The 26877-nt window shown below is 45.5% G+C and carries 16 protein-coding genes; all 16 read right to left on the bottom strand.

What is annotated here, in order from left to right:
• Positions 1–32: 32 nt before the first annotated feature.
• Positions 33–1988 carry a DEAD/DEAH box helicase gene (locus ACFSW5_RS17500; RefSeq protein WP_379275825.1) on the bottom strand — a complete coding sequence of 652 codons (1956 nt, stop codon included), beginning with the start codon at positions 1986–1988 and terminating at the stop codon, positions 33–35.
• Between the two features lie 224 nt (positions 1989–2212).
• Positions 2213–4897, bottom strand: coding sequence for a DEAD/DEAH box helicase (locus tag ACFSW5_RS17505; protein WP_379275797.1), 2685 nt, complete (start codon positions 4895–4897; stop codon positions 2213–2215).
• A 234-nt stretch (positions 4898–5131) separates the two neighbouring features.
• The gene (locus ACFSW5_RS17510; protein WP_379275800.1) at positions 5132–7360 is read right to left on the bottom strand and encodes an AAA family ATPase; all 2229 of its coding nucleotides are present in this window, start codon (positions 7358–7360) and stop codon (positions 5132–5134) included.
• Positions 7361–7477: 117 nt separating this feature from the next.
• Positions 7478–10843: a DEAD/DEAH box helicase family protein gene (locus ACFSW5_RS17515; RefSeq protein ID WP_379275802.1), complete on the bottom strand. Its 3366-nt coding sequence runs from the start codon at positions 10841–10843 to the stop codon at positions 7478–7480.
• Positions 10844–12016, bottom strand: a complete 1173-nt coding sequence (locus tag ACFSW5_RS17520; protein ID WP_379275827.1) for a restriction endonuclease subunit S — start codon at positions 12014–12016, stop codon at positions 10844–10846. It abuts the gene before it with no gap.
• Positions 12016–13470, bottom strand: a complete 1455-nt coding sequence (locus tag ACFSW5_RS17525) for a type I restriction-modification system subunit M (RefSeq protein ID WP_379275805.1) — start codon at positions 13468–13470, stop codon at positions 12016–12018. The genes ACFSW5_RS17520 and ACFSW5_RS17525 overlap by 1 nt, the downstream gene beginning before the upstream one ends.
• Positions 13471–13503: 33 nt before the next feature.
• A complete protein-coding gene (locus tag ACFSW5_RS17530) occupies positions 13504–16863 on the bottom strand; it encodes a UvrD-helicase domain-containing protein (protein WP_379275807.1) in 3360 nt (1119 codons plus the stop codon).
• Positions 16856–19819 carry a PD-(D/E)XK nuclease family protein gene (locus ACFSW5_RS17535; RefSeq protein ID WP_379275809.1) on the bottom strand — a complete coding sequence of 988 codons (2964 nt, stop codon included), beginning with the start codon at positions 19817–19819 and terminating at the stop codon, positions 16856–16858. Before ACFSW5_RS17535 ends, ACFSW5_RS17530 begins: the two co-directional genes overlap by 8 nt.
• 41 nt (positions 19820–19860) lie before the next feature.
• Positions 19861–20814, bottom strand: coding sequence for a helix-turn-helix transcriptional regulator (locus ACFSW5_RS17540; protein WP_074730127.1), 954 nt, complete (start codon positions 20812–20814; stop codon positions 19861–19863).
• A 54-nt stretch (positions 20815–20868) separates the two neighbouring features.
• Positions 20869–21246 (bottom strand): HIRAN domain-containing protein, encoded by a 378-nt coding sequence (locus tag ACFSW5_RS17545; RefSeq protein WP_379275812.1) that lies wholly within the window; start codon positions 21244–21246, stop codon positions 20869–20871.
• Positions 21247–21373: 127 nt separating this feature from the next.
• Entirely contained in the window at positions 21374–22495 is a 1122-nt protein-coding gene (locus tag ACFSW5_RS17550; protein WP_216541193.1) for a Fic family protein, read from the bottom strand.
• A 92-nt stretch (positions 22496–22587) separates the two neighbouring features.
• A complete protein-coding gene (locus ACFSW5_RS17555) occupies positions 22588–23544 on the bottom strand; it encodes a 3'-5' exoribonuclease YhaM family protein (protein ID WP_379275816.1) in 957 nt (318 codons plus the stop codon).
• A gap of 384 nt (positions 23545–23928) precedes the next feature.
• Positions 23929–24513 carry a zeta toxin family protein gene (locus ACFSW5_RS17560; RefSeq protein WP_240353108.1) on the bottom strand — a complete coding sequence of 195 codons (585 nt, stop codon included), beginning with the start codon at positions 24511–24513 and terminating at the stop codon, positions 23929–23931.
• On the bottom strand, positions 24506–24685 hold the full coding sequence (locus ACFSW5_RS17565) for a hypothetical protein (RefSeq protein WP_015253841.1): 180 nt from the start codon (positions 24683–24685) through the stop codon (positions 24506–24508). Before ACFSW5_RS17565 ends, ACFSW5_RS17560 begins: the two co-directional genes overlap by 8 nt.
• Positions 24686–24832: 147 nt before the next feature.
• The gene (locus ACFSW5_RS17570; protein WP_379275821.1) at positions 24833–26542 is read right to left on the bottom strand and encodes an SWIM zinc finger family protein; all 1710 of its coding nucleotides are present in this window, start codon (positions 26540–26542) and stop codon (positions 24833–24835) included.
• A 142-nt stretch (positions 26543–26684) separates the two neighbouring features.
• Positions 26685–26877 (bottom strand): hypothetical protein (locus ACFSW5_RS17575; RefSeq protein WP_379275823.1); only part of this gene is annotated, 193 nt, incomplete at its 5' end.

Consider the following 26877-nt stretch of genomic DNA (forward strand, 5'->3'; position numbering starts at 1 on the left):
CACAGTCCTCCGATGTTAGTCATTTCATCAGTTTAATCTGTGTCTACTATTAAGTCTAGCATCAGATTGGTTATCTCATGGATTTCAATGCTATCACGAACAATTCCGCGAGTATGATAATCCGTTCTTACTGGCTCTACAACCACTTTGCGTTGCCTGTTATTGACCCACTTGACCTTATAGAAGGTACGATTGTCAGGTCCCAGAAATACTGCATCCACGTGATAATCTCTTATTAAGGAACGCTCATCTACACTTTGAAACAAGATGTCCTCATTCCAGCCGTTCTTGGTTACAACCGTATAAGTAGCCCCCATTGTAAACAAAGTTTGATATCTTGGCGTTTCACCATGATAGAGGAGTTTTCCTTCGATCTGCTGCCACTGGTCGCTTGCTTCCGCAACCACCTTGCGAAGCGCCGAAGAGCGAACATAATTCATAGCATTGGTCAACGTTCCTCCCAGTTCGTGAGCTGCGTATGCGAGATGCTCCTTTAATAGCTTGGGATTCGTTGTATTAATCGCTGCTGATTCAGGCGGGAGCTTAAAGAATTCTTCAGGATTGCGGGCAAAGTATTGCTGCAATGGCTCTTCCTGAAGCATCATAATCACCACACCGTCTCTGCTGCGTCCCACTCGTCCAGCCTGCTGCCAAAAGGAAGCCTGGGAGCCAGGGTATCCGAGTAAGATACATACATCCAGACACTTCACATCAATCCCGACCTCTAGGGCGCTAGTAGTGACCACTCCAAGGATCTCGCCTTGCTCAAGTTTTTGTATGGTTCGTTCTTTAACTTCTTGCGTGAGGTATGCATGGTACGGCAGAAAAAATTCATGTGGTTCGTCTGCAGAAAGCCCGCCATGATCATGAAGGTGGCTGCGCAGTATCATGTTTATTTCACGACTTAAAAGCTGGGCTTGCTGGCGGTTGCTTGTGAAAATGATACTTCTCGGCCATCTTCCATCCTTGTAGATCGTGCGCAGAATCTCATAGAGATCGGAAACAACGGCCCTTTTCTTTTGCTCATCGTCTGATAAGCCCGGATTCCACATCAAAATCGCTTTCTTCTTTACTGGCGCTTGTACTCCCGATATTTCATGAAATCCTTTCATTCCACGCATTCCTGTTAATTCTTCAGCTAGATACTTTGGATTAGCAATGGTAGCCGAGCAGGCAATAAACTGGACGTTTTTATTTCCCAACCTGTCACATAACATTCTTAATCTGCGAAGGACCAAAGAAACCTTTGAACCTAACAAGCCTGAGTATTGATGAAGCTCATCAATAACGACAAACCGAAGATTTTGCAGAAAGCGCAACAGCCCAGGGCCTTTTCCCTTAGGCGAACCTGCACCTTGAAGAATTAAATGCAGATAGTGTACGTTGGTCAGCCAATAGCGCCCCTCAGAGAACACGAAGCTAGATGCCTGATCTTTTCTCATATGCTCTGGAACGTTACGTTGCCCGTGGAGAACCCCAACGGATAATTGCTGTCCATTAACAGAGAATCGAGAAAATCCACTAAGCGAGATTTGATTCCCCTGCTCTTCTACATCATCAGCCCATTTTTTCAAGTGAGCGTACTGGTCCTCGACTAATGCCTTGAACGGGGCCAAATAAAGCGCACAGGCATTCGGATCAGCAACCAATTTTTCGATGATGGGAACATTGTACGCCAATGATTTTCCAGATGCGGTTTTCGTGCAGAGAACGACATTTCTGCCTTCACGGATGTTCTGTATAGCTTCCCCTTGATGCTCATACAGTTTATTAATCCCCAGAGAATGAAGCTTCCGCTGCAGCCAACTGGGCATAAGGATTTGGTCAGCATAAGCGCCTTGGTTGGCGTCAATTTGATGCACGTGGACGTCACTTCGAATACGAGTTCCGAGTTCGAGCAAATTCTGGACGAGTTTTTCACTATCGAATACATGTTGAACAGGAAGTCTTCGGTCTGTGAGCAATTCCATTTCTTCCGGTGTCAGCATGTCGTCCAAGATTGAATGTCTATCATGTGAACAATAAACGCCGGATGGTTTGTTTATATAGGACTCCGTATCGGGTTCAAGGGAGCGCCATTCTGAAACTCGAATCCCGTTTGCCCGTTGATGGATCTTACGGTAATAGCCCTTTGGATCCGCCTTATAGCTGATTTGAATGAAGTCCCCGTAAGGTCTTTGGCCTCCGCAAGCGGAACAGATTACAGGCATTCTTAATCGATCCCTTCTATCAAAATCTTCAGCAGCATTTTGGCTCCAGGTTTGAACAATTCAATATTCCCTTTACCTGGGAGCTGCACGCAGCTAGGACATCCTTCGGCACAAGGGCAGCTCTCAATAAGTTCAAGAGCCTTTCGAAGCACTTGCGGAAGTTTCTCATAGATCGCTTCGATGGTCCCGAGACCGGACCCGTTCTCGCCATAGAAGCCGATAACAGGTCTATTGGCAAAAGCCGTCATCCCGCTCGCCGAAAACCCTGTAAAATCATTAGCGTCGCAGATAATGAGGTCAGGAATAACCGAAGTCATAGCGTGACCTGCAGCGTGAAGGGAAGCTTCAGCCAATAAGTCGATGGATCTGCCCTCATCCGCTAACTCCTGAATGCCATTTTTCAATTGGCTCCATTGAGAATCCGTTAGTGTAACCCACATTCCTTCCGGAGTGAATCGGGTGACGGACGGATGATCCAATTGAACCTGCTCAGACTCATGCTTCTGTCCGAAGTAAACTTTTTTATAACCGAAGACGCTCCGCTTAATCTCCAGTTCACCATAAGCCATATCGATTCCTTCGATGTGTTGCTTCTGATAAGTCTGCATAATATCGATGATATCGCGATAAGTAGATTGAGTGTAATAGGTTAGTTCCTGAATAGGCAATACAATAATTTCACCTTTTCTGCGATTGATAGAGTCTACTCGATAGCCTTTCTCTCCAGGAGTCCAATAGATCGCGCCTTCATAAAAATCACGAAGAGCACTCCACTCATCCAAACTGTCTACTATCGTTTGATTTTGTCCCCGAATGGTTACGCTGTAATTTTTACCAGACATTGATCGAAGACTAAACTTGTCATCAACGGTCGCCTCATCGTTAGCTGTTGCAGCTACTTGCAGTACAGTCTCAATATAATCTTCGAGTAATCCAGGAAACATGTCCTGCAAGTCTTCCTTCGTGACTTCTCTCCCGAGCTCTTCTCTTAGTAACGGGATGTGCATGGCTAACAACTTGTAATTTGTTGGATTAATCCTAACTACCTCGGGAGCTTTATGGATAAATTCAAGCGGGTTACGCATGTAATACTGCTGAAGCGGTTCATCCTGCCAGATCAGTATGGCAACACCCTCGCCTTTGCGGCCAACACGTCCGATCTGTTGTGAGAATGCCGCTTTCGATCCGGGATAACCAACAAGAACGGCAAGACTCAAATCACCGATATCAATCCCGACTTCAAGGGCATTGGTAGTAATAATGACATGAATGTCGTGGGACTTGAGTCTCTCAATAATCCGTTTCCGAGTATCATTCGGCAGTATTCCGGTATAAAATGCCGCGAGTTTTTCTCCTTCCACTTTCTCTTTTGGTAGTCGGAGAGGCTGGCGCAAGACGTCTTTGATATAACGGGTAAATACCATAGTCTGGCTGCGAGAAGGCTGAAAAATGATGCTCTTAATCACTTTCTGATCAACAGTCATGATCTGTTTCGCCATCGTAATGGCATCGGTAGAAGGCGCGCGGCGGACTTGTTCATCGGCTGACATACCGGGATTCCAGAGGACGATCCCCTTTTTCTGATGGGCGGAACCATCTGTATTGATGAGGGTGAATCCGCTAAGACCTGTAAGATCCTCTGCTAATCTAATAGGATTTTCAATCGTTGCTGAGCTCGTAATAATCTGGATGTTGTGAGTATTACCAAGTTCTCGACAAACCTTAAGCAGGCGTCTGAGTACCAATGCGACATGACTTCCGAATGTACCTCGGTACATATGCATCTCATCAAGCACTATAAATTTGAGGTTCCGCAGATAATTTCGAATGTGGTGTGCGGTCGCGTACTTCACCTTCTGAACTTGCCCGAGAATGGAGTAATGAATCATATCCGGGTTCGTCATCCATACCTGTGCTTTTTCCATGATTCGCTGCCGCGGCCCATTCTCGGTATCACCATCCAGCCGGCCGATATGAATCAGGCGATCTCCTAAGTGCAATTGAGTTTCAAACCACTCATCCAAGGAAGAATTATTCTCCGTTCGTTGCATGCCAAAACGTTTAATTTGATCCAACTGATCATTTGCTAACGCTTTTGTTGGAAATATGTATAATCCACGTTCTTCAGGATGGTTATATAAACGACTAAGAATCGGCAGGTTATAGGACAACGTCTTTCCGGATGATGTTGAAGTGACCAAGACAACATTCGACCCAGAATGGACTGCATCGGCTGTTTGTGCTTGGTGAGAATATAACTGCGTAATTCCCATTCGATGTAAGGCGTCCTTGATGGGCTCTGGCGTTGATTCAGGAATATCCGCAAAAGTAGCTTCTTTCGCAGGAAGTGTATGAACATAAATCTCGGCAACTTCTTCCTCGGCCAACTTCTTCAGCTTATCCAGTACATCATCGGATGAAAACTCATGACTTACTACGCCGGGAATTCGGTTATCTTCACATAGAATAAATTCTTCTTTCTCTAGAGGAACGATAGCAAAACAAGAAGGGCAGTAAATTCCCTCTTCGTATCCTCGGAGGTTTTCAATTACGGGAGTCCAGTCTGAGCATTTAATCCCGGTTGGCGAATATTCAAGTAATCGTTGCTCCCCAACTTGGCTGATTTTATTGGAAATTTGAATCGCCTTCAGCATACTCGTGCATTCGGAACATTTCAGAAATGCCATTCCTAATCCCTCCATCGCTAATGTCTGCTGATCATATTAGAACATACTGATTAGACAACATGTTGTCATAGAATATACGTTCTCATGGAATAAAACCCCCTTGCTGCTAATTCGACAATATAGGCAATAAGTCCTGTAAAAATAAGAAAAACCCAAACAAAGTAATAAAGAAACGCTTTGTTTGGGTAAATTGTATTGTATATTTGTTATTGTTAATGGGAAAGGCTCAATCAATCACGATACCTGTGCATGAGGGATCTCACTCTGATCAGCTTCTTCTACTCCCATCATCATTTTATAATGTGCATGATGATTTGTAACTTTGAATATTTTTTCAAATATATTAAGGTATCTAGCGTTTGTATCTAGCGGATGTTCAATATATATATCATCGCTTGCAAAATGGGACCCATCATTTGCCCAGGATAAAAGCGATTTACATAATACCTTTTCCTCTTCTTCGAATTTATTCAGAATATCATCTTCACTAATATTTCCAAATAATTTAAAATAATTTTCTATAATTCTACGGATCAAGTTTTGTACCGTTGTTGAAGAACTGCTCTGTGTTGCGGATCTAAGTTCTTGCCACATTAACTCATATGAAGTTTTTATTGGATTTGTATCATAGGACTGAGCATCTGTAACATTATTAACTTTTCTTATAATCCAGAAGGTTTCATCGTGTAATTTTCCGCCTTTTGAGCGCTTTTTATGAAAGGTTACTTCCTTATGAAAGTAAACATTATGGGTTAAAACAAATAATTGAACGACATTGTTTCTATTGTTCCTGATATCATCAATAAGTTTCAAAATGAGATTGCTAACGATAAATAGTACATTGCTATCTAAGCTAGAAATTGGATCATCAATTACAATTACTTTATTCTCTGTAATAAGATCCCTGTTATTGCTCCCATTCAACAAGTGCATAAAATATAGGAATGTTACGAATGTCTTTTCTCCTTCACTTAAAGTCTGATTAACATCTTCTCCAGTGGATCGTATTAAGCGATAGTTACCCTGATTTTGAGTATGTGCAAATTTAAAATTTGTAAAATTGTATGCCTTTAACAGACGATTCATTTCATTTACTGAAGGAATTACACTAGTGATTTGTGCTTCTAAGCCTTCAATTTCGGAAATTAATCTATTTTTCTCAGATGTTTTTGACGTGATACCATCTTTTATCCCGGTTATTGCATTCTTGATACTAAATTCTTTTCGTACATATTTTTCGTGATTATGCAGATTTTCATTTGCTATGAATCTCCATATCTCATCCTTTAGTAGTTGTTCTTCCTGGGCTCGGTTATCAACCAACCTGTTATGTGCTTGGATCTCCTGATTTATTCTCTCGATTTCCAGATTTATATTTTTTATAAACTCATGAAAAGGAACTAAAACAATTCCCTTACTCGGCTCTTTTCGTTTTTGTTCAATTAATTCGAGATTGATTTCATTTTTCGATCTGATTAGTTCAAATTGTTGACTAATCTTCTCCTTATCGATATACGGTAATTCATTTAACAATAGGTCCTGGATTGAAGTTTCGAGATTGCTATAAGTTTCCATGTATTGATCAACATTATTTGCCAATTCTCTCATTTCATTTTCATAGGTTTCATTAAAGTACTCTTCCAATTTATTCAAAAAACCATCCGGCAATGACTGTTGACAAAAAGGGCATTTACCTTCCGACTTATGTATATGATCATATCCTCTTTTTACCCAATCGCTTATAGCCAGTCTAGAAATGAGAGCGGCGATATCGACCTCCTGCTTACCAACAATTTGTTTTTGGAATATTCGACTTGAACAAGCAACGTTTAGTTCGTCATTCTCATTCTTTATTGATTGCAACGTTTGAATTTTCACTAAACTTCCATTAAATAATTTATTTGAACGAGCACGTAAATCCTCTAAATCACATAACTTATTTTCAAGTGAATGCGACTGTTTACATTTATTCATAAAGTTTATTTTATTATTTCGAACACCTGAAAAAGCTTGCAAAAACTCGTTATCATATTTTCTTTTCAATTCCCAGCAATCTTCTATAAATTCATTTTCATTCGCGTTATATTCCTCTTCTTTATTGGACAAGTTAGTACGCAATCTACGAATCTCTTCGTCTAATTTATCAACAAGCCTCTTCTTTTCAGCAATTTCATTTTTTATTTCAGTTGACTCCTTACCTAATGTGAATATACCCTTTATGTTCGAATCCTGATGGAAATTTTCCTCAACGAATTTCTGGTTATATACCAATGTTTTTAATGGTTGTGATGCCCAATCAATATTACAATCCGGGAAGTTCTCAATATTTTTCATAGCATTTGATAATGATGTTTTCCCACTTCCATTGGAACCGTAGAAAAAATTAATTTTCTTTAATCCACTAAAGACAACACCTGTACTATCATAAGTTGCTATCTTCTTAATGGAAATTTCTTTAATCATTACTTCTTCACCCCGAAAATGTTAATTTAAAAAAGACGTAACTAAAATAGATGTCCATTTTAGTTACGCCCAGATGCAAGTAATTAAATTAGTAGTAGTATCTACAATCCGTAAAAACTAAGCCCCAACAACCTCAGCGTTCTTATTAATCGTATCAATAACACCGATAATTGCTCGTGCATCGTCCAGATTATTACTGAACAGTTCCGTTATGCTGCCAACCGAGCGGAACGGCTCCTCTTGGAGTACGGATTTTTCTATAATACCGTTTTTAACTACATAGTCGATAATCAGCTTTACAAACCGAAGTTGATTGACATTCAAACGATTTTCTTGTAAAAATACCACGAATGCTTCATTCGCAGCCTCTTGGTCAAGCCCCACGACCGTCCGTACTAGCTTCGTTACCGGTAAGTCTTTATATACCCGCTTGTAATCTTCTTTGGTTCCAAGTTCTGCCCATAGTATATTTTCAAGCGTCTCCAGGTCTTGTTTGTTAATCGGTTTGTTGTTGCGCAATTTATAAATAGCTATTTGATCTTTGTTAGTATGTAAATATTGATTAACTTTTTTGCGGTAATTTTGCAGGTCATTGGTATTATAGAATCCTCGGCTCTCCTCTACAGCAAGCCATTCATCTTTAAAATTTGTATAATAAATCTGCTGCGTTTCCCGTTCCAGGAACTTAATAAGATCCCGTAAAGCTTCACGTATTTTCTCCATTTCGAAAATGTCCGCTTCTTCCCAGAACTCTGCCGTCAGGATCTTCTCTATTACATCTCGCTGAGCGACGATTTGAGGAATCGTACCCAACTTGGAGAGTTTTTCTGCCGTTTCCATGACTTTACGAATTGGTTTCACCGATTGTGTTCCCTGAAGCTTAGCCAATTCGATGATCAGCATCATATAGTCAAACCGTTTTGCTAATTCGTCATTCTCTATAGAAACGACAAGAGGAGCTATGTACTCTTTCAAATCTCCCATATCGGTATCGGTTAGGGAAAGCCATGCAGCGTCTTGTTTATATTTATGGATATATTGGATATGCTGTCTGATGCGAAAATGCTCCTCATTTAGCGCACTCACGCTATCCTTCAACAATTTCACCAATTCCTTGCAATGTTCTATATATTCGGGTTCCTGATAACGCAGTTGTTGAAGTTCACGTACAATCTGCGTACGAACATTGAACAATTTTTCCGATAAGGTCTCGGCAATATCGGTATCCTTCCCTTTTGGATTTGCCCGGAAATACTCAAAGTTACGGCAGAAATCAAAGATCAAGAATTCCTTTTTGTCCTCACCAATCCCATGCAGATCTTTACACAACCGTGTCCCTCGGCCCACCATCTGCCAAAACTTTGACTTCGAGCGTACTTTCTTGAAGAATACCAGATTGACAACCTCAGGGATGTCTACGCCCGTATCCAGCATATCTACAGAAACAGCAATTTGAGGAAGCTTGCTCCATATGGAAAAATCATCAATCAAGGATTGATAATAATTCGTTTTGATATCAATGACCCGTGCAAAATGCCCCTTCAATGTCGGATACAGGCTATCGAATCGCTCCACGATCGCAACAGCGTGCCGGTGGTTTTTGGCAAAAATGATGGTCTTGCCCAGCTTGTCTCCGCCTTCAACCTTCAGACCCCGCTCCATAACTAACTGCAGCACCCGGTCTATGGTATCCTGGTTGAACAACCACTCATTGATCGCTGCACTGTCAATATCCCGCGGTTCCTCTTCTTCATCCTCCAAAAGCAATTCTTCGTATTGCTCTTTTTCCTCATCGGACAGATCATCGTAGCGGATGCCATCGTCCATAATCTTGGTCGTTGTTTCCACGGTACGGTAATCCACCAAATGTCCTTCCTTGACTGCTTGCTCTAGTTCGTAGGCAAAAGTCGGAACACCATTTTCCAGACGGAACACGTCGTATGTATTTTTGTCCACTTCATCTTTAGGAGTTGCTGTCAACCCTAAGAGTATGGCATCAAAGTAATCGAATATGGCCTTATATTTCTTATAGACGCTTCGATGCGACTCATCGATGATAATCAAGTCAAAATGACCAACCGTAAACAGCTTTTTGCCGTCTTTCCGTTTAGCCTCGTCGATGGCATTCATCATCGTCGGGTAGGTGGAGAAAACAATTCTTGCCGTCTCCGGATTATCTTTGCTGTCCAGCATGTTGCACAGTGTCATATCGGGCAAATACTGGCTGAAGCTGTTTTTGGCTTGACGAACAAGCGTTGTACGATCAGCAAGAAACAACACATTCTTCACCCAGTTATGTCGGCTCAGCACATCAACAATAGCACTCGCGGTACGTGTTTTACCGCTGCCTGTCGCCATGACAAGCAAAGCGGTCCTCTGCCCTTTGTTTAATGCATCACAAACCGATAGGACAGCTTCATGCTGATACAGGCGATTTACAATGGAATTATTGATTTGCACATCCTGTAACGGCTTACGGATCGAGCGCCGGTTCACGAGCAGCTGCAGCTCATCCTGACTGGCAAACCCGGATACTTGCCGGCTAGCATAGTGAAGATCATCCCAGAAGTTCGTTACAAATCCATTCGTATAATAAATCAGCGGACGCTGTCCATACCGTTGCTCCAAACAATCCGCATAGAGCTTCGCTTGCTGCTTGCCCACATTGGGATCAACGCTAGTCCGTTTCGCTTCCACAACGGCAAGCGGCTTCCCGTTCTCGCCGAATAATACGTAGTCGACATAACCGATCCCTTGGCCGTTTGGCATACCTTGTACTTCAAACTCTTCCAGCACATTTTTCTGGAATGTCCATCTGGCAAGCTTCAGTTCGAGATCAATATAACGTTTGCGGGTCTCGTATTCACTGATTTGATCCGGCACAAAGTCATACTCCTGGGTATTCTGTGCCTTGCGTTCAGTCAGCAGCTTCCGAAGCTCTTTATTTTCTTTGACCAGATCTTCCAGCTTACGGTCCCTTGAACCTAAGCGGTCGTATAAATCCTGCAGCTCCTGAGGTCTGACTTTCTCTTGATGTTTGTTCTCTTCCAATAATAGTTGTTCATCAAAGCTTCTTGCGATATACTCGACCGAATAGCAATAATCGATCCAGCTGATGAAGTTAAACAGGTTGCGAAGGGACAGTATCGCCTCGCCTCGGCTGATCGTCGCATTAGAATGCACGGCGACATTTCCTAGTTTCGTAATATATTTCAACTGTGGTAGCATGGCCTGGTCGATTACGCGGAGAAAAGTTACATCATGAATCAAGCTTGAAAGGTTGTCTTGATAAGGGACCCTCAAGTCGCTATCGTAGGTAAATAGCCATTTGACAGCAAGCTCCAAAGCCCTACGGCTGAGAATAGCGCTGGTCGCAGGACTGACGACCAACGCTTTCTCCGCCTCAATACAAGCGCCGGAAAAGCTGGCATAAGTTTTATTTGCACTGAGAAATCCAAAATTCGATAGCTGCACATCACCCATCTAGACCGTTACACCATCCTTCACTGTCAATTCGCCCTTAAAGGCTTTTTGAAGAAGTGCTTGGAAGTTGGATTCTAGTTGTTGGAGTTGGATCAAATTAGTTTCGCGATTCTTATTTATTGCTTTAATTATTGAAAGAAATTTTTCTTGAATAGCGATAGGTGGACAAATTACTTTGAATTTTTTTATTTGTTGAAAGTTAAATGCTTCTCTAGTACCGCCTACATTAAAGGACATAATATATCTTTGATAATTTGGATGAGATATCATATATTCACAAAACCTTGGAATCAATATTGAATCTTTCAATCTTATGATACAAACATGCTGATTTACATTAGCAAAGTCAGAATCACCTTCATAGACAGCTACTCTACCTATTGAAGCTCCTGTAATATTAAGTAACACATCGTTATGTTTAACCCAAGTCCGCTTCATCCTATTATGGGTATCTTCATCTATATACACGATGTCATCTAGCGTTAGTCTATTCATTAATATATTCTGGCTTCTAATAAAAGGGATACCTTTTTCTTTATATGCTTGTGATCCTCCTAACGGAGTCGAGCCACTTGATACCAAGGTTGATAACTCACCAATCGAAGCTTCATTCCAACCTTTGTTGTTACTAGATGGATCTCCAAACATATCTATAAAAACGGCTTGCACTAATTCGTCAAGTTTAGCTATTGCTACTTTGCGTCTTTCAATTAGAGTTTGGGCTTTGTCTAATATAATCCCTATTTGTTTTTGCTCTTCGATATCTACTAATGGTATTACTGTATCTTCGATATCCTTTTTTGTGATTTGAAGAAAGGTTGCTCCTTTACCCATATTAAGAAAATGTTGTTTTTGGGACAGAAGCCAGTAATATAAATAAGAGGCACTTATTCTTTCTGTTACTCTGAATGCTGCTACACCACGTCCCAAAGCATATTCCTTGTCAGCCCAATTTAAATCCCCGATAGTAGCACGAATACACATAATTATATCGCCTGTTTTGGATAACTTGGAGCTTGCTGTTGTATATTTTTTAGGATTTGGATAATTATCGCCTAAGTCTGATGCACCGCCAATTAACGGAACCCCCAAACCCTCCTCGTTATAACTTTCCCCTGGAGGTGCTTGACCCATAATTATTTCAGTAACTTCGGAAAGTTTATAATACTTCATCACCCCAACAACGCCTCCAGTTCCTCGAGCCCTTCGACAATTTCATCCTCTAGCTGTTTGATCGAAGCGAGTATGACCTTCGGGTCCTCGTACTGAACTTCCTCATACTCTGTTTCCTTGTAGCGATTAATGCTGAGGTCGTAGGCATTGTTACGGATCTCATCTATCGGAACCAGGAACGATTTATCCGTGCGTTTACGCTCCAACTCAGCACCTTTATTACCAAATCGTTCAATGATGTCGGGGATATCATTCGCCTCAATAGGATTCCGCTTGTCATCAAGCGAATAACCGTCCGCCTTCATGTCATAGAACCAAACGTGATCTGTCCCGCCTGCGCCTGTCTTGGTGAAGATCATAATAGCTGTCGACACCCCAGCATACGGCTTGAATACCCCGCTTGGCATCGAAATAATAGCTTCCAGCTTGTGATTCTCAACAATTTCCTTACGAATGTCTTTATGGGCTGTACTGTTACCGAATAGGACACCGTCCGGCACGATGGAAGCGCAGCGTCCCCCAACTTTGAGCATACGCAAGAACAGAGCGAGGAATAGCAACTCCGTCTTCTTCGTGCGAGTCACACGCAATAGATCCGCTGCTACCGCATCCGCATCAAGCGACCCTTTAAACGGTGGATTGGCTAAGATTAGTGTATATTTGTCCTGGTCGGTATTGTTTTCATTCAAGGAATCGCGGTATTCGATATTCGGGTTATCTACTCCATGAAGCAGCATATTCATGGCACCGATACGAAGCATCGTACGGTCCATATCGAAACCGTAAAACATATGATTGTTGAAGTGCTCCTTCAACCCCTGAACTAGGAAAAGATCGGCATGATGGTTACGCAAATATTCTCCCGCGGCAACGAGAAATCCCGCCGAACCAGCAGCCGGGTCACAAATAATATCTTCAGGCGTCGGTTTCATCAAAGCAACCATCATTTCGATAATGTGTCTCGGAGTCCGGAACTGTCCGTTCGTTCCAGCTGTAGCTACCTTGGATAGCAGATACTCATACAAATCCCCGTTAGTATCTCTATCCTTCATGTCAATCGTATCGATGCCTTCGACAATGCGTACAAGCATATTCGGAGTCGGGATCATAAAGATGGCATCACCCATGTATTTGGCATAGGCTGAATCCTTATCTCCGTGAAGCGTCTTGATGAAAGGAAACACTTCGTTCGAGACAACATCATACATCCGCTGAGGATCGAACAATTTAAATTGACTCCAGCGCAAGTGTTGCTTGTCACTTGGAAATAATCCGGTAAAAGGTAACGACAGCAGCACGGATTCATTTTCCTTACGCGTTTCCGCTTCGTCCAGTCCTTTAATGAACAACAAATATGTAAACTGTTCGATCACACTTAATGGGTTAGTGATTCCGCCGGTCCAAAATGTCTCCCAAATCCGGTCTACTTTTTGCCTTAATTCACCTGTAATCATAACGATCTCCTCTGCATGTAGATTCTTGTCTAATTATACTACGGACTGTCCTAATATGACATGTTTCTGCAAACTAACAAAATACAAACCAGCTTCCTTCACTTGATAACCGAATGTCTCCGACCAGTCTTTAGCATAAGCCTGCACTTGTGGCGCATAAAACCGGACAAACTGCTCCAATTTGTTCTCATCCAATTGATCCGTTTTGAAGTCGACGATCACCCAGCCATCTTCTTCCTCAAATGCAAAATCTATTACTCCCTTTACCAAGAGATCGCCGCCATTTTCTGTCTGGTGTTTTAATACCCCGGCGGCTGTTTCAGACAACAATTGCTCTGTTGCGAGAAAAGGTGTTGTCTCCCCATTGCCTCGAATCATCATTATCGGGATTTCAAACAATCGCCGCTTCGCTCGCAGACTGCGTTGCCAGAGTTCACTGTCTAGAACTTCTCGGAGAATAGGCAGAGCATCCCCCGCGTCCTTCTCTGCAACCTCTTCGACCTGGCAGAGGTATTGAACATACTCAGGCAATTCGCTCATCGGAAGACCTTTTCCAACTGCTTCAAGCCCCTTATGGATCACGCTGCCGAAAGATTGGCCCCTCCCAGTGGCTGACCATTCCGGCGTGTCGCTTATGCTCTTCGTCAGCCCGGTAACGGTTGATTCGGCATAAGTCGGTTGGCGCAGTTGATGGAACACCTGCTCTCTCTGGGCCAAGTAAGCACCTAGATCAATGGATGAGGCTTCGGACCCGGATAAACCAGATGAAGTTGTCCCAATTACAATATCTCCGTCAAGTTCCCGATCATACTCATCTGTTTGAACATCCGATTCCGGAACATCCAACTCCCGGATTAGCTCCATCCCATCCATGAGTGAACTCCACGGGCACTTGGCAGGTTGTTCGGGGTAGAGACTGACGACTAGCATTTGCTTGGCCCGCGTCGCCGCGACGTAAAGAAGCCGATCCCGCTCCGCATGCATGAATGCTCGCTCCCGCACGCTCATCGCTTCCCAGCCAACCGGCTGGGCAATCGTTTCCTTCTGGAACCCTTTCGATTGTTGGATCAGGAAATAGCCCGCGGCCTCAGCCTCCGAACGATCAACAAACTGGTCGGCGTCATGATCCTTCTCCCCGCAAGGACAAGCGAGAAACACGATAGGCGCTTCAAGCCCTTTTGCCTTATGCACGTTCATGATCCGTACCGCTTGCCCTTTGCCTGTGTAAAGACTGGCGGTTTCCATACCTTGGCTCTCCCGAATGGCCGAAATCGCATGCGCCAGTTCATGCCAATCCGATGCGAGCATGGCGTCACGCTGCAATCGCTCCAACATCTTAAGCAGTGTTCCAGACCGATTTGCTCCAGCTTCTTGCACCGTGGAATAAGGCAAAAGACCGGTATCCTCCAGAATGCAGTACAAGGCTGACCATGCAGGCAATTCTTTCACCCAGCTGGCATATTCCCGCAGTTTCCGGCATGCAGCGACAACTCGATTATCCTGTTCTGCTGACTCCTCTGGCAGCCGGTAGATCGACCACGCATTCCCTTGAACACGATACGCCATCAGCTCCTTGTCGCTAATCCCGAATAGAGGTCCGCGCAAGACGCTCAGCATCGCCACCTGATCGGATGGATCGGCCAGGTAGAGGGCCAATTGTCCCAGCGTATGAAGCTCGGGGTATAGAGCGGAGCTTCCGACAGTTTCCGCAGCAACGCCCCGCTTCTCCAATTCTTCTGCGTAGAGATGCAAATAATGCCTCGTTCTTGTCAATATAAGAAAATCGCTGGGCTGCGCCTCTCTGAGCACCCAAGATGAACCGTTGCGCTCCTGAACCTGCAAATTTCCGTCGCGGCAAGCCCACGCGATGGTTGCGGCAATACGCTGTGCGTCAACCGCCGCTACTTCATCCTTGCCTCCGGGAATTTTCGGGTAAGTGAGTGCATAAACCCCGTGACCCGCGCGCTTATTCCCCTTTGGATTCGGTATATTCGTTTCCATCCGGACATACGCCGCTTGAACATCGGTTTCCCGGACGGGAAGCTTGCCGACAAATTGCCCGTTCACAAAATCGCCGATCGCATCGACGGATCGGAAATTGCTGGTCAAGTGAAGCACATCTCCACATGCTTGAATCCGCGATTTAACCTCGTTATAAATGGAAATATCCGCGCGGCGGAAACGATAGATGGACTGTTTCGGGTCTCCCACGAGGAACAAGGAGCCGGGCTTTGGCGTAAGCTTCCGCCAATTCCGTTCATTCGGATCATCGCCGGCTCCCGTTAAGAGAAACATCATTTCCGCTTGGACCGGGTCGGTGTCCTGAAATTCGTCGACCATAAGCCGTTGGTAGCGCCCGGCGAAAAACGCGCGAACCTCCGGGTAATCACGCAGCAGACGGCATGCATTCATCAGAAGATCCTGAAAGTTCAGCTTCCCTTCCTGCAATCGCCGTTCTCTGCAATACTCCAATGCAGGCAAGACAAATTGAATGACCTTCGGATACAGATATTCCCGCCACGATTGAAGAAAGGGAAACAGGAGCGTAATCTGCCAATCGTGAAATCGTTCGGAGATGGCTTTGGCTTGCTTCTTATCCGTCCATTTGTACTGCTTCACATCCAGTTTGAAGTCAAACATCTTCGCAAGTGTTAGCATCAACATATCGTCCTGCTCATCCGACAACCGCAGCATACGATTAGCAGTACGCAGTTTTGCCTGAAGATTATCCCACCCTTTTTCCGGTTCAACTGTCGGCAAAAACCTGCTGGCGTCTTCGATCATTGGAAGCAGGGAGAGCCGGATTAAGTTGAAATCAGGACGACAAACCGGTTCGCAAGGGATTTGGAGGTCCGTAAAAAGGGATACCCGATCATAGACATTCTTAAGAATGCTTACATCGATGTCCACCTCGGCAAAGGAGGCAAGGGCCTCACTATCTCCCTCCTGCAGCTGAATCAGATATTCGTCCCAGCATTGATCGTGGAACGCGCGATTCATTTCATCATCCATTTCTTCGAAAGAAGGGTCCAATCCGGCCTCAATCGGACGCTCCCGAAGCATGGAGGAACAGAACGCATGGATCGTTCCAATGAAGATTTGGTCCAGATTGGCCAAAGCTTCTTCCATTCGTTCTCTAGTTTCGCCTTCAACATCAGCCGCTTTCCGCTCCAAAGCAATACGGAAACGCTCCTTCATCTCATCCGCCGCTTTATTCGTAAAGGTGATCGCCGCAATATGCTCCATCTTAGCCGTTCCTGTCTCGATGAGCGCCAGCAATCTGCCGACCAAGCTGGTTGTCTTGCCCGAGCCTGCACCGGCTTCTACCAGAAAGGTCGTGTTCAGCTCCTCCAATATCCTCTTTCTAGCTTGTTGATCGGATGGTTCATTCAATGTTCTCCACCTCCAGCAGCGTGTGCAACAGCTCCGAATTTGCTTCATCCTTTCGCTTATGGACCATCATCTCTGCGTGCTCTCCGCATACAGCCGCATAGTCGCAATATCGGCAGACCGCAGGATTTGAAGCGGGAATAAACAATCCCTGTTCCATCGACGAAAGGATTCCTCGGATCACCGCGGTGACTCGATTCCGTTCGGTTTGCGGGCGTGCAATCACTTGCCCGTGCCCCCGTTCGCTTGGAAATACGTAAGACGCTTCAAGCACTTTTGCATCTGAATCCACACCCGTTTGCCGCATCCATAGCTCCGTCCCCATTGCGTAAAGCGCGTGTTGCAGCTGCGTACCGCCTGCGAACATGCCATTTTCCTTGTAAGGCCGAGGACTGCCGGTCTTATAGTCGATAATCCGATATTGATGCGGCGCAACTTGATCGATCCGGTCGACGATCCCGCGCAGCGTAATCGCCATGTCCTCGCCAAGCTCAAGGTGCAACGGCTGGCCGTCCACGATGAGCTCTTGTTCGAAAAACCGGGGAGCCGTCTTAGCCTGCAATTCCATGCGATAGAACACGTCCACATCCCGGAGCATCGCTTGCCGTTCCCTCTCAAACACATGAGGGCTCGGTGCCGGAATCCGCTCGGCATACAAGAGAATCGTCTCCTCCGCAATACGAAGCAAACGGGCATGATCGTGTGTAATAGGCATGACTTTACTTGCGTTGACTTCCGTCATATAACGACGATAAACCTCGTGCAGCAGCGAGCCTCTTTCATTCGGCTTCAGCCAGGAGGTACGGTCAAAAGTCACCTGATCTTTCACGCGAATCCTGAGCACATATTGGAAAAAGTACCGCATCGGACATTCCGCGTACTTCTCCAATTGACTTGCGCTAAGCGTCCGTTCGTCCCGGTCTTTCCAATAATCAGTCCATTCATCCCCCGCTATATATCCGTCATGCTCCGTCACTTGCGAGCTGCCACGCGCCTCGAGTGCAAGTCTGCCTTGACGAAGCGACGGATAGACCGATTCGATGAAGGATTGCCGGTCCCTCATAAGGTTTACATTCGCATGGATTTGTCGGAAGACATAATGAGAGCCGTCCAATGGCAGTCCATTTAGCTCAGTAGAGGATGGCTGCTCTACATCCAAATACCCGACAGGTTCGCCTAAGCTTCGGTGCAACATCTCATAGTCCGCATTCGTTTTTCCGGATACTTTTCGGAATACCTGTAGAAGTTGAAAAGCCGGGCTTGCTGTCGCTCCTTCCGCCAAGTCATACGACGAGAAGCTAAATGTGATATTGCCGCTTATCATCCCAAGCCGACCATCACGAAGGCGTTGCCGATCTCTTTGTCTCTGCACGGCTGTTTGAAGCCCGGCATCGATCCGTCTGCACTCTTCATCGAGAAGCATGGGATTTTGCCTGATATTCCCGGACCACGACTGTTCATCCATCCCGAGAAGAAACGTATGTTTTCTCCCGCTGATCCCCCCGTTCGCCAAACTCGATATGTACAGGAATCCGGGCTTGGGTAACCGTTGCACCCCGACTCGAAGTTCCTGCAGCATGTCTCGGGCATACAAGAACATTTGCTGAAACGGCATCGAGTCCGGAACAGGACATTCCTGCAGTTCTTTAGCGATACCTTTCATTTCTTGCAGGACGATCGCATCCTCTTCCGTTCCGCATACACCAAATCGATCCAAGATGTTAACGAGCCATCCCCAGATTCCCTTAGGAGATGAGAGCGCCGCTTCGTCTGGAAACAATTCTCCCAGGAGGTTTGTCAGATGCTTCTTGATGTCGTCATCCCGCTGTTGTTGTTCCGTCCGCTCCCGTTCTTCGGGTCTTTCATCTGCATCCCCTTGGAACCGAACATGCCCCGACCCCAGCAACTTGATATACCGTTCTTTCCCCCAGCCGATTCCGCTTTTCTCCAGGGCTCGAATACAATCCGCATTCGTTATTCCTTGGTCACGATCGGAGAACGTGATCAATTGCTGCTGCAGCATCAATACGAGCTGCCGCACCTGATAACCGGACTCCAACCAGTTCAGCAGAAAATGTGCGGCTCTTCCCATTCCGGATGTAATCGCAGGCAGCCCGTCTGCATAGGAACAGGGAATACCGAAAGAAGCACACATAGTCGAAATAACCAACGCATATTCTTCATCCGGTACGATCATCTCCACTTCATCCAATGGCATCCGGCCCTGAATAATGCGTCTCAATGCTTCGCGAACCTCCGCCAGCCTTCCGGTCGCATGATAGAACTGAACCTTTCCGAACGGCATTGTGGATTGGACGTCAGTGAAGGAAGAAACCGCTATAATCCTCGTCATCCGTCCGTTTGACAACCGCTCCAGCATTCGAGCGGAAACCGGTGAAAGCGGCATAGGGTCTGGCAGAATAAGCTCCACGTTTTCCGGCAATTGGGTTGGTATATGCGACAAAAGGCCGGGGAAATCGATCCAGCTCCGCTGATTCAGAAAGCGCTCATACGCTGACAGCACCTTTCTGACATAGCTGCCTTTTTGCTGGCTCATAAAGTGGTCGTCTCGAAGCTCCCCCGCACTCACTCCGGCACGGCGCAGATCCATAATGGCTTGGTGAACATGCATGGCAATACCAGGCTTTACTTGATCCACCGCGATGTAGGAATCCGGCTTGGAAGCCATTTGTTCCATGACATGATGGATAATCCAAAAGGACCGCTGTTCCCCGATTAAAGTCAGCCCTTGTTGATACAGGGAGAACTGAACCTGACTTCTTACAAAGGATTGAACCGTTTGGACCTCCACATTCATAACCGGCCCTAATTCCCGGCATATTCGCATCAACCAGGACTGTCCTTCGATGTAGGAAGGAGCAATAACAATTTTGCGGCGAAATGGCTCTCTACGGATTGCATCATATAAACGTTCTAGAAACGTGCCTACTATTTTCAAAAGGGATACCTTCCTTTCGTCTATCGTTCAACAACAGCAACTTACTGCCCATACAACTGTCCCCAACGCTGTAGCTGTTCCTTAAACTTTTCCCGGACAGATGCAGGCTCTAAAATCTCCGCTGAAGGTCCGTACTGAACCACCCAATTCATAAACTCCCGCTCGTGGTTGACGGTGACCTCGAATAATAAGCTGCCGTCCGGCAGATCGGTCATCTTCGGTCTCACGAACAATTCTTCTTCCTTCACATAGCGGGCGACATCCGGATGGAATTTAATCTTAAAAGTGATTAAAGAATCCCCGCGTTCAATCGACCAGGTATGCTTCATATACTGAGCAATGTTAAAATCACCCTTGTCGAATCGATTACTTGTCAACTCTACATGGCGGAAACGGCTTATACGAAACGTGCGAATGTCCTGCTTGGAATGACAATAGCCGATCAAGTAAAACCGTTGATCCCGCGGGACCAAATAGTACGGATCAATTTGGCGCTCCGTCAATTCATTCCGGCTCTGGGTATGGTAAACAGCCCTGATCGTCTTACTGGCGATAATCGCTTCCATGATGGGCAGCAAGAAGTTGGCACTGTTCTCCCGATAAGCCGGGGTGCCCATTTGGATCATGTCTGCGACATTTTCCAGTGTATCGTACCGCTTCCGGGTTTCTTTCACATGGGTAGCCATCACCTTGTCGTAGGCGGATTCAAAGCCTGGAGGCAATTTGCTGGTGTCCAACACGGAGGGCAGGACAGAGAACACCAACGCTTCCTGCTCCGTGAAATTCAGCGGGTACATGGCGAAATTACCGACAAAACGGTACCCTTTTCCGTAACCCTCGTTTGTAATCGGTGCGATCAAGTCCAAAATCCGCATGTCCCTATAAATCGTACGATCCGTTGTCTCGCATTTGTCCGCCAGCTCCTTGGCCGAAATCCCCGGATTGGATTGAATGGCGAGAAGTATTTTAAAGAGCCGAATCACTTTATCCGTCATGCTATATCTCCTATCGTGGCATATAGAATGTAAATCCTTATCATCATTGGGATTCTACGCTTTACCTGGTTCTTCCTGCCTATAAAGAGAAAACGAAACGTTCTCTGTCGTTTTGATGATGTACACTTCCTCTAGACCCGGCGTAAGTTCAACAATTGCCGTATCCTTAACGACAAATCGCACCATGCCGCAAACATGATGCTCAAACCTATCATAAATCCGGCCGGCGCTGCGGCATCCTTTCGGTACGGTATGCGGACTGTTGGCGACATAACCGATTTTGCCCAATGGGATCATATCCACCTTTATCGCTTCATGGTCATGCGGATTATCCGGGTCTTTGATCAAGTGAACGACCTGACCCGGCTTTAGAAATGCTGCTCCGTAGTAATGCTGCGTGCCTGTGACGGCGATATAGATCGGTTGATCCACTGTACTCACTCCCGCATGTCTTTCCTTCATTATGACGGATCGCAACGACCATAGATTGTCAGCGAATATATGTTCTGCGCACAAAAAAAGCACTGCGGCATCTCAACTTGAGATCGCAGTGCTGCATTCATTTTAGAAAATGGGCAAACTGATCCGGCGCATTCCGAATGTCTTGTGCCAACTTCTCGTATTCCGCGGATAATTTGACCGAACGAACTCTTTTGGCGTCTTGATCGCGCGGCTCAATGAATCCTTCTTCTCTCCAATGACTTACCTTTTCCCTTATTGAACGGTCCGACAAACGCAGCAGGTCCCTCATTTCGCTTGTCGTTAGGGTATCTTGTTTAAAGGTTAATTGAGCAAACACCATTCTTTGCTGGGGATCTAACTTGCGAATCAGATCCGGTTCGATTTTCGTCATTTGAGCAGATTTCTCCGTTACGATGGCAGCGGCTTCTTGAAAAACCTCCGCCAAACCATCGATAAAGAATTCCAGCCAAGGCGTCAAATCAGCTTCATTCCGCCCAAAATAATAATTGTGATGGAGACCCAACTGGAGTCGGCGATAATATTCAGCCAAGTTGCGGTCATAGAAATTCTCGAGTACAAATAACCCCTTTAAGCCATATCCGCCGCGTCGTAAAAGATATGTCGTGATCATCCGAGCCGTTCGGCCATTCCCGTCCAAATACGGATGAATCGTTAGGAACTGCCACATGAATATGCCAGCCTTGATAGGAACCGGAACCGAATAGGTTTCCGGCGAGTTCACCCAGGCAACCAAATCCTCCATTAATATCGGGACATCTTTCCATTCCGGCGGCAAATAAAAACCGGAGGCATTGCGGCTGCCTACTTGATTCTGTTCTTCGCGATACTCGCTAACACGCGGTCTTCGTCCGTGCGATATTCGGATAATGGCATGCAGCTTTTTAATAAATTCCTCTGTGACCGGGAGCTGTCTTTTTTCGGCTTCATCCAGGTATTCCAAAGCTTTCATTAAGTTATAAACTTCCTGCTCTTCATTGTCATTGCTGGTTTGGTACAAGACTTTTCGCTTCGTCGCCTCGTCAAGCGTGTTTCCTTCAATTTTCGTTGAAAGAATGACTGTCTTTTCCATGGATTCTTTCTTAAGCATATCCAGAATAGATGCGGGCAATGGAAGCAAATCCACCACAACACTGGCGCGTTGTATATCCATTAGTCTGCGGGCTATGGTGTCCGTTATTGAATATTTGGGTGTAAACATAACATCACCTTCCTCAATAACATTATACCATTGCCGCTATTTTGCCGCAAAGTATTTTTGTTTCATTGCATTTTCTTCGTATATTTTAATTTCTACAATGACATCCGGTACAACGCTTTATTCTCCAGCCCTCGGACCGGCTGTGTCCACAACTCCTTGTCCGAAGTGGCGCTTAGTGCGTCCTCCGCCATCTGGAGTTTGGCATCCAGTGCGTCAATATAGTGCAATGCTACCGCTTCTGCCGTTTGCGGCTGCACCGGGCTTCCCCATTCCCCAAGGTTATGGTGCGAGAGAATAAGGTGCTGCAATCCGATCACTTGTTGCGAATCGAGTGGAAGTTCCAGCCGCAAAGCCGCTTCTGTGATCCAACCAGCCGCCATGGCAATATGACCGATCAACTTACCCTGGGTGCTGTAATCTATCACGACCCCAAGCTGAGCGATCATTTCCTCTGGCTTCGCGATATCATGCAGGATAATCCCGGCTTTGATCATGTCCGCATTTAGAAATGGCCTCTGCTTGCAAAGGAACTCGCCGATCTCCAGCATACGAACGATATGATAGGCCAAGCCTGCGAAGTAAGCATGATGGTGCATTTTGGCCGCCGGATAATGAGCTAATTTCTCTCTCACCTTATCGACGCAAAAGCTTACTATATCGCGAATCGCCGGATCCGAAATACTCTCGATGACTCTGCTTATGACCTCTAATAATTCCGCAGATCCAATTGGTGCAGCTCGAATAAAATCGGTTAGGGACACACCGTCTTCGTCCCTTATATTGCGAATCCGGATGATCTTAACCTGCGGTTTTTCCCGATATAACTGAACGATTCCTTGAACCTTGACAAGCGCCATCGGAGAAAAATTGTCTCTTTCCGTTTCCTCCACATCCCAATACTTGGCGGGTAACTGTCCGCTGGCATCACACAGCACCAAATCGAAGTAATCCTTTGCCGGCGATGTGTTGGTCTGCTTCAGCTCCAGCTCTTTCAGCAAATAGAAGCCGACGAATTCATCGTTCGTACTCAGATCTTTAATCAAAGTCATTCTTTTCACCCCCATCTACAACTCCAAAAACTCTGCCTCTGCCTCAGTGATCTAGTATATTTTTATTTTATAATTAAGTCATGACAACTTTTTGTCAGCGAATATATGTTCTGCACAAAAAAAACGACCAGATCTAATCCGGTCGCGTAGAATTCCTTATTCACATTGGGAGAAATGTAAAATTCAAGATTTAATCATCTTCGGTTAGTAGTAATTCCCTTTTACAAACATCACACTGGACCTTGATAACCAATCCTAGACTTGTTGGTATAAATATGTACGCAAACTTTGCTCCCGTTACATCTTTGGGTTCACATTTATCCCAATTATTAATTTTGTTTTCCATAGATTTGCTAATTTCAAACTTCATATGATTCTCCATAATCAATGTAACTGATCCTTGATCTTATGCACCCATTTTGGAAGAGATTCGGCCTGATATTTTAAAATACTATGTTCAGCTTGCATAACGATTTTACCGGAAACTTCGCTATTATCAATCACAATCAAATGATCAATGAGATGGATATGAGTTAGCAGATTTTGCATGGATGTGGTTTGTCTCCGAATGATGTCTTCAGTCGGTATATGATGTCCGCCGTTTCGAACTCTGGCGGCAACACGTTCGATATTGAGCCGAACATCATTTAGACCCACATAAAACATCGTCACTTCAAAGCCGTTCGCCTTGGCTTCCCGTATCAGTCGTATCGCATTACCGCCGGCCAAAGTCGTTTCTACAGAAAAATCGCGTTTATGATGGATACAATCTCTCGCAAGTTTAATCGCTTCTTTGCCTGCGGATACTTTGCGGCGATCCGGATGGTCAGAATCAATGCCGCGAGCTAAAGCGTCGGGATCTATATTGACACTGATACCAAGCCTGTCCACTATCAAATTGCGAATGGTGCTTTTGCCGCTGCCGTTATTGCCGGCGAATACAACCATCACTGTGGAGTACTCATTCATGATGAACCCCAGGATTGTCGATTGGCTCGATCACACCGTTTGCATATTCTTTGACAATCTGGCCTTTTTCCGTTTGATAGACAATATAAGTTCCGTTCGCTTTTGCATCCAGTTTCGCGCGATCGCCCGTAAGTTTGATCAGTTTTTGCAAATCTTGAATACGGTCCATCATAGGTCACCATCCAACCCGACTTAATCTTGCCATTATTATAACATACTCGTTTCAGATCAAAATTACAGGCCTCGCATACCAGTTTGTCCACCCACTCACAAAAATCAAGCTATGCTCAAACCGCGTTACTTCTTATTCCCATAAAGTTCAAAAACGAATCTTCCCCAGCTCCTCCCGGAAAGCCGGTCTTCGCGGAAATTTGGTTAACAATTTTTGTGTGACGGTGAACGCTTCTTTCCGTCCGCCAACCTGTTGAAGCATTCGAATGATCCGGCAAACATCGGCGTAATCTCGCCTGTCTCTGGATTGATCCGCCCGGAATTCGATATATGCCACGAAAAGCGCCTTCACCTCCTCCGGGTAATGCGGAAGCAATTGCTCATAGAACGATTCAATTCGGTAAGGTGCCTTGCGGACATGTTCCAAAAGCCGTGCGTACATCTCCTCTTCCACCAGAATTTGGGTATACGTATGCTCTCCCCTCGGGCTCTGCTCTAATTGATCTAACATATCTTGCAAATACAAAGTCCATTCTCCCTCATCGGAAAATGTATCCTTCACAGAGCGATAATACGCATACTCTCCGTTCACAATCAGCTCCATCCCGAGTTTCCGCTGCTGTTCGACTTGTCCTGTGCGATGGTATGCCTCATACCGATATTTCTTCCAGCGATAGACGAGCCCCGGCAGCCTCTGATCTTGGGCTTCCCCGGCCTCCGCCAATCGGATCGCTTCCTCGGCATCGCCTTGCTCAAGCGCCGCTCGAATCGCAATCTCCCGAATTTCCGGGAAATGCAGATGTTTATACAAATAAGCTTTCGCCTGTTCTTCACCTGAACGTTCCAAAATTTGACCATATCGGAGCACAGTTACCCGCTCGTCTGTGTACTCCCGCGACCAATTGCTTCCGGACGTATGACCCAGGAGCGAATCCGCCGCATCATCCCATTGATGTTGCATCTGTTCCGACTCGATCAGCGCGCCCGCCGCCTCGAGGAGCGCGAGCTGCCAATCCGACCACCCGTCGTAATAAGGCTGGTGTGTCTCCTCCAACAACCGGCGGAAAATCTTCAAGCGTTCTTCCGCCGGAATATGATGGTGATCCTGAACCAGCTTGAAGATCGATTCCAGACAGCTTTCGATCACGATCCCGACTCCACCGTCCGAATCGTCGGCGGACTGCAATAATTCAATCATCTCTTCGATGATGCAAAACAGAATCGCCAGCCCGTGCAACCATTCCTCTTCATCGAAGGCGGAGAGAGCCTTTTCAGCGACGATCTCCGCACCTTCCACCGCGCGGCTTACGTTCCGCCAAGACACAAAACCATGATCATCCGAATATGTGTCAATGTAGGATCGAATCAACCGTCGGCAGGCGTCCAACTCCTGATCCGCGCCCCTTTTCGACAAGTGGAGTCTGATGCGCTCTTCCGCGGTATATGAATCCGATGCAATCGAGAGCAGCAATTCGATTAATTTCTCCTTGCTCTCTGCTTCCAACAGTTGCCGGAGAGACGGTTCCGGTGAAGATACCCCGTCTGCTTCTCTATTCTTAAGCTCGAGGAATACGGCGACTTGATGCTTGCATACCGGTCCAAAATCGTACGGACAATCGCATTCCGATTCCATTATGTTGTTCTCGTTGTCTAGCCTTACATAAACCTCATAATCCTCGTACCCGCGCACAACCGCAGTGTACTTTTCATCGGCAATGGACTTCAAGGAAATTACCCGTCCTTCGAACGCGTATTCCTTCCCTCTGTGTACAACTGCAGGATCTATGTATCTGGAAAAATCGGATAAATTCAAGAGGACCACCCCCTTTGGATGCTTCTTTCCATCTTGGAATTCCAATAGTCGATGAACACCTGATAAGATCGCACCGTGGTAAAGAAGGGAATATGTTGGTCTGCCGCAGCGTCGACATATTCATCTTTTAGAAATGGTGACAGCGACACAGGTCGTATATCGGTTGCCATTTGGAAAATAATCCTGCTCATTTGTTGCTTTTATGCTTAAGGATGTATGTTTTAGCCAAGTGGTTTAGATGGCCAACAGCAATTGAATTGGGATCACTCGGGTCATGCTTCTTCTGCATGGCACGTTCAAATTCATCCATCATCTTGGGACTGTAAAATATTTTGTGTAAACTCTCAAACCTAAATCTATTACAATGGAGATTAACGAAA

It is taken from the genome of Paenibacillus thailandensis (genome assembly GCF_042685365.1).
GTDB lineage: Bacteria > Bacillota > Bacilli > Paenibacillales > Paenibacillaceae > Paenibacillus_AP > Paenibacillus_AP thailandensis.

Excerpts from the sequence above, each read along its gene's own strand:
- ACFSW5_RS17500 (WP_379275825.1), bottom strand. The coding sequence starts at position 1,988 with ATGCTGACACCGGAAGAAATGGAATTGCTCACAGACCGAAGACTTCCT.
- ACFSW5_RS17505 (WP_379275797.1), bottom strand. The coding sequence starts at position 4,897 with ATGGCATTTCTGAAATGTTCCGAATGCACGAGTATGCTGAAGGCGATT.
- ACFSW5_RS17510 (WP_379275800.1), bottom strand. The coding sequence starts at position 7,360 with ATGATTAAAGAAATTTCCATTAAGAAGATAGCAACTTATGATAGTACA.
- ACFSW5_RS17515 (WP_379275802.1), bottom strand. The coding sequence starts at position 10,843 with ATGGGTGATGTGCAGCTATCGAATTTTGGATTTCTCAGTGCAAATAAA.
- ACFSW5_RS17520 (WP_379275827.1), bottom strand. The coding sequence starts at position 12,016 with ATGAAGTATTATAAACTTTCCGAAGTTACTGAAATAATTATGGGTCAA.
- ACFSW5_RS17525 (WP_379275805.1), bottom strand. The coding sequence starts at position 13,470 with ATGATTACAGGTGAATTAAGGCAAAAAGTAGACCGGATTTGGGAGACA.
- ACFSW5_RS17540 (WP_074730127.1), bottom strand. The coding sequence starts at position 20,814 with ATGACGGATAAAGTGATTCGGCTCTTTAAAATACTTCTCGCCATTCAA.
- ACFSW5_RS17550 (WP_216541193.1), bottom strand. The coding sequence starts at position 22,495 with ATGTTTACACCCAAATATTCAATAACGGACACCATAGCCCGCAGACTA.
- ACFSW5_RS17555 (WP_379275816.1), bottom strand. The coding sequence starts at position 23,544 with ATGACTTTGATTAAAGATCTGAGTACGAACGATGAATTCGTCGGCTTC.
- ACFSW5_RS17560 (WP_240353108.1), bottom strand. The coding sequence starts at position 24,513 with ATGAATGAGTACTCCACAGTGATGGTTGTATTCGCCGGCAATAACGGC.
- ACFSW5_RS17565 (WP_015253841.1), bottom strand. The coding sequence starts at position 24,685 with ATGATGGACCGTATTCAAGATTTGCAAAAACTGATCAAACTTACGGGC.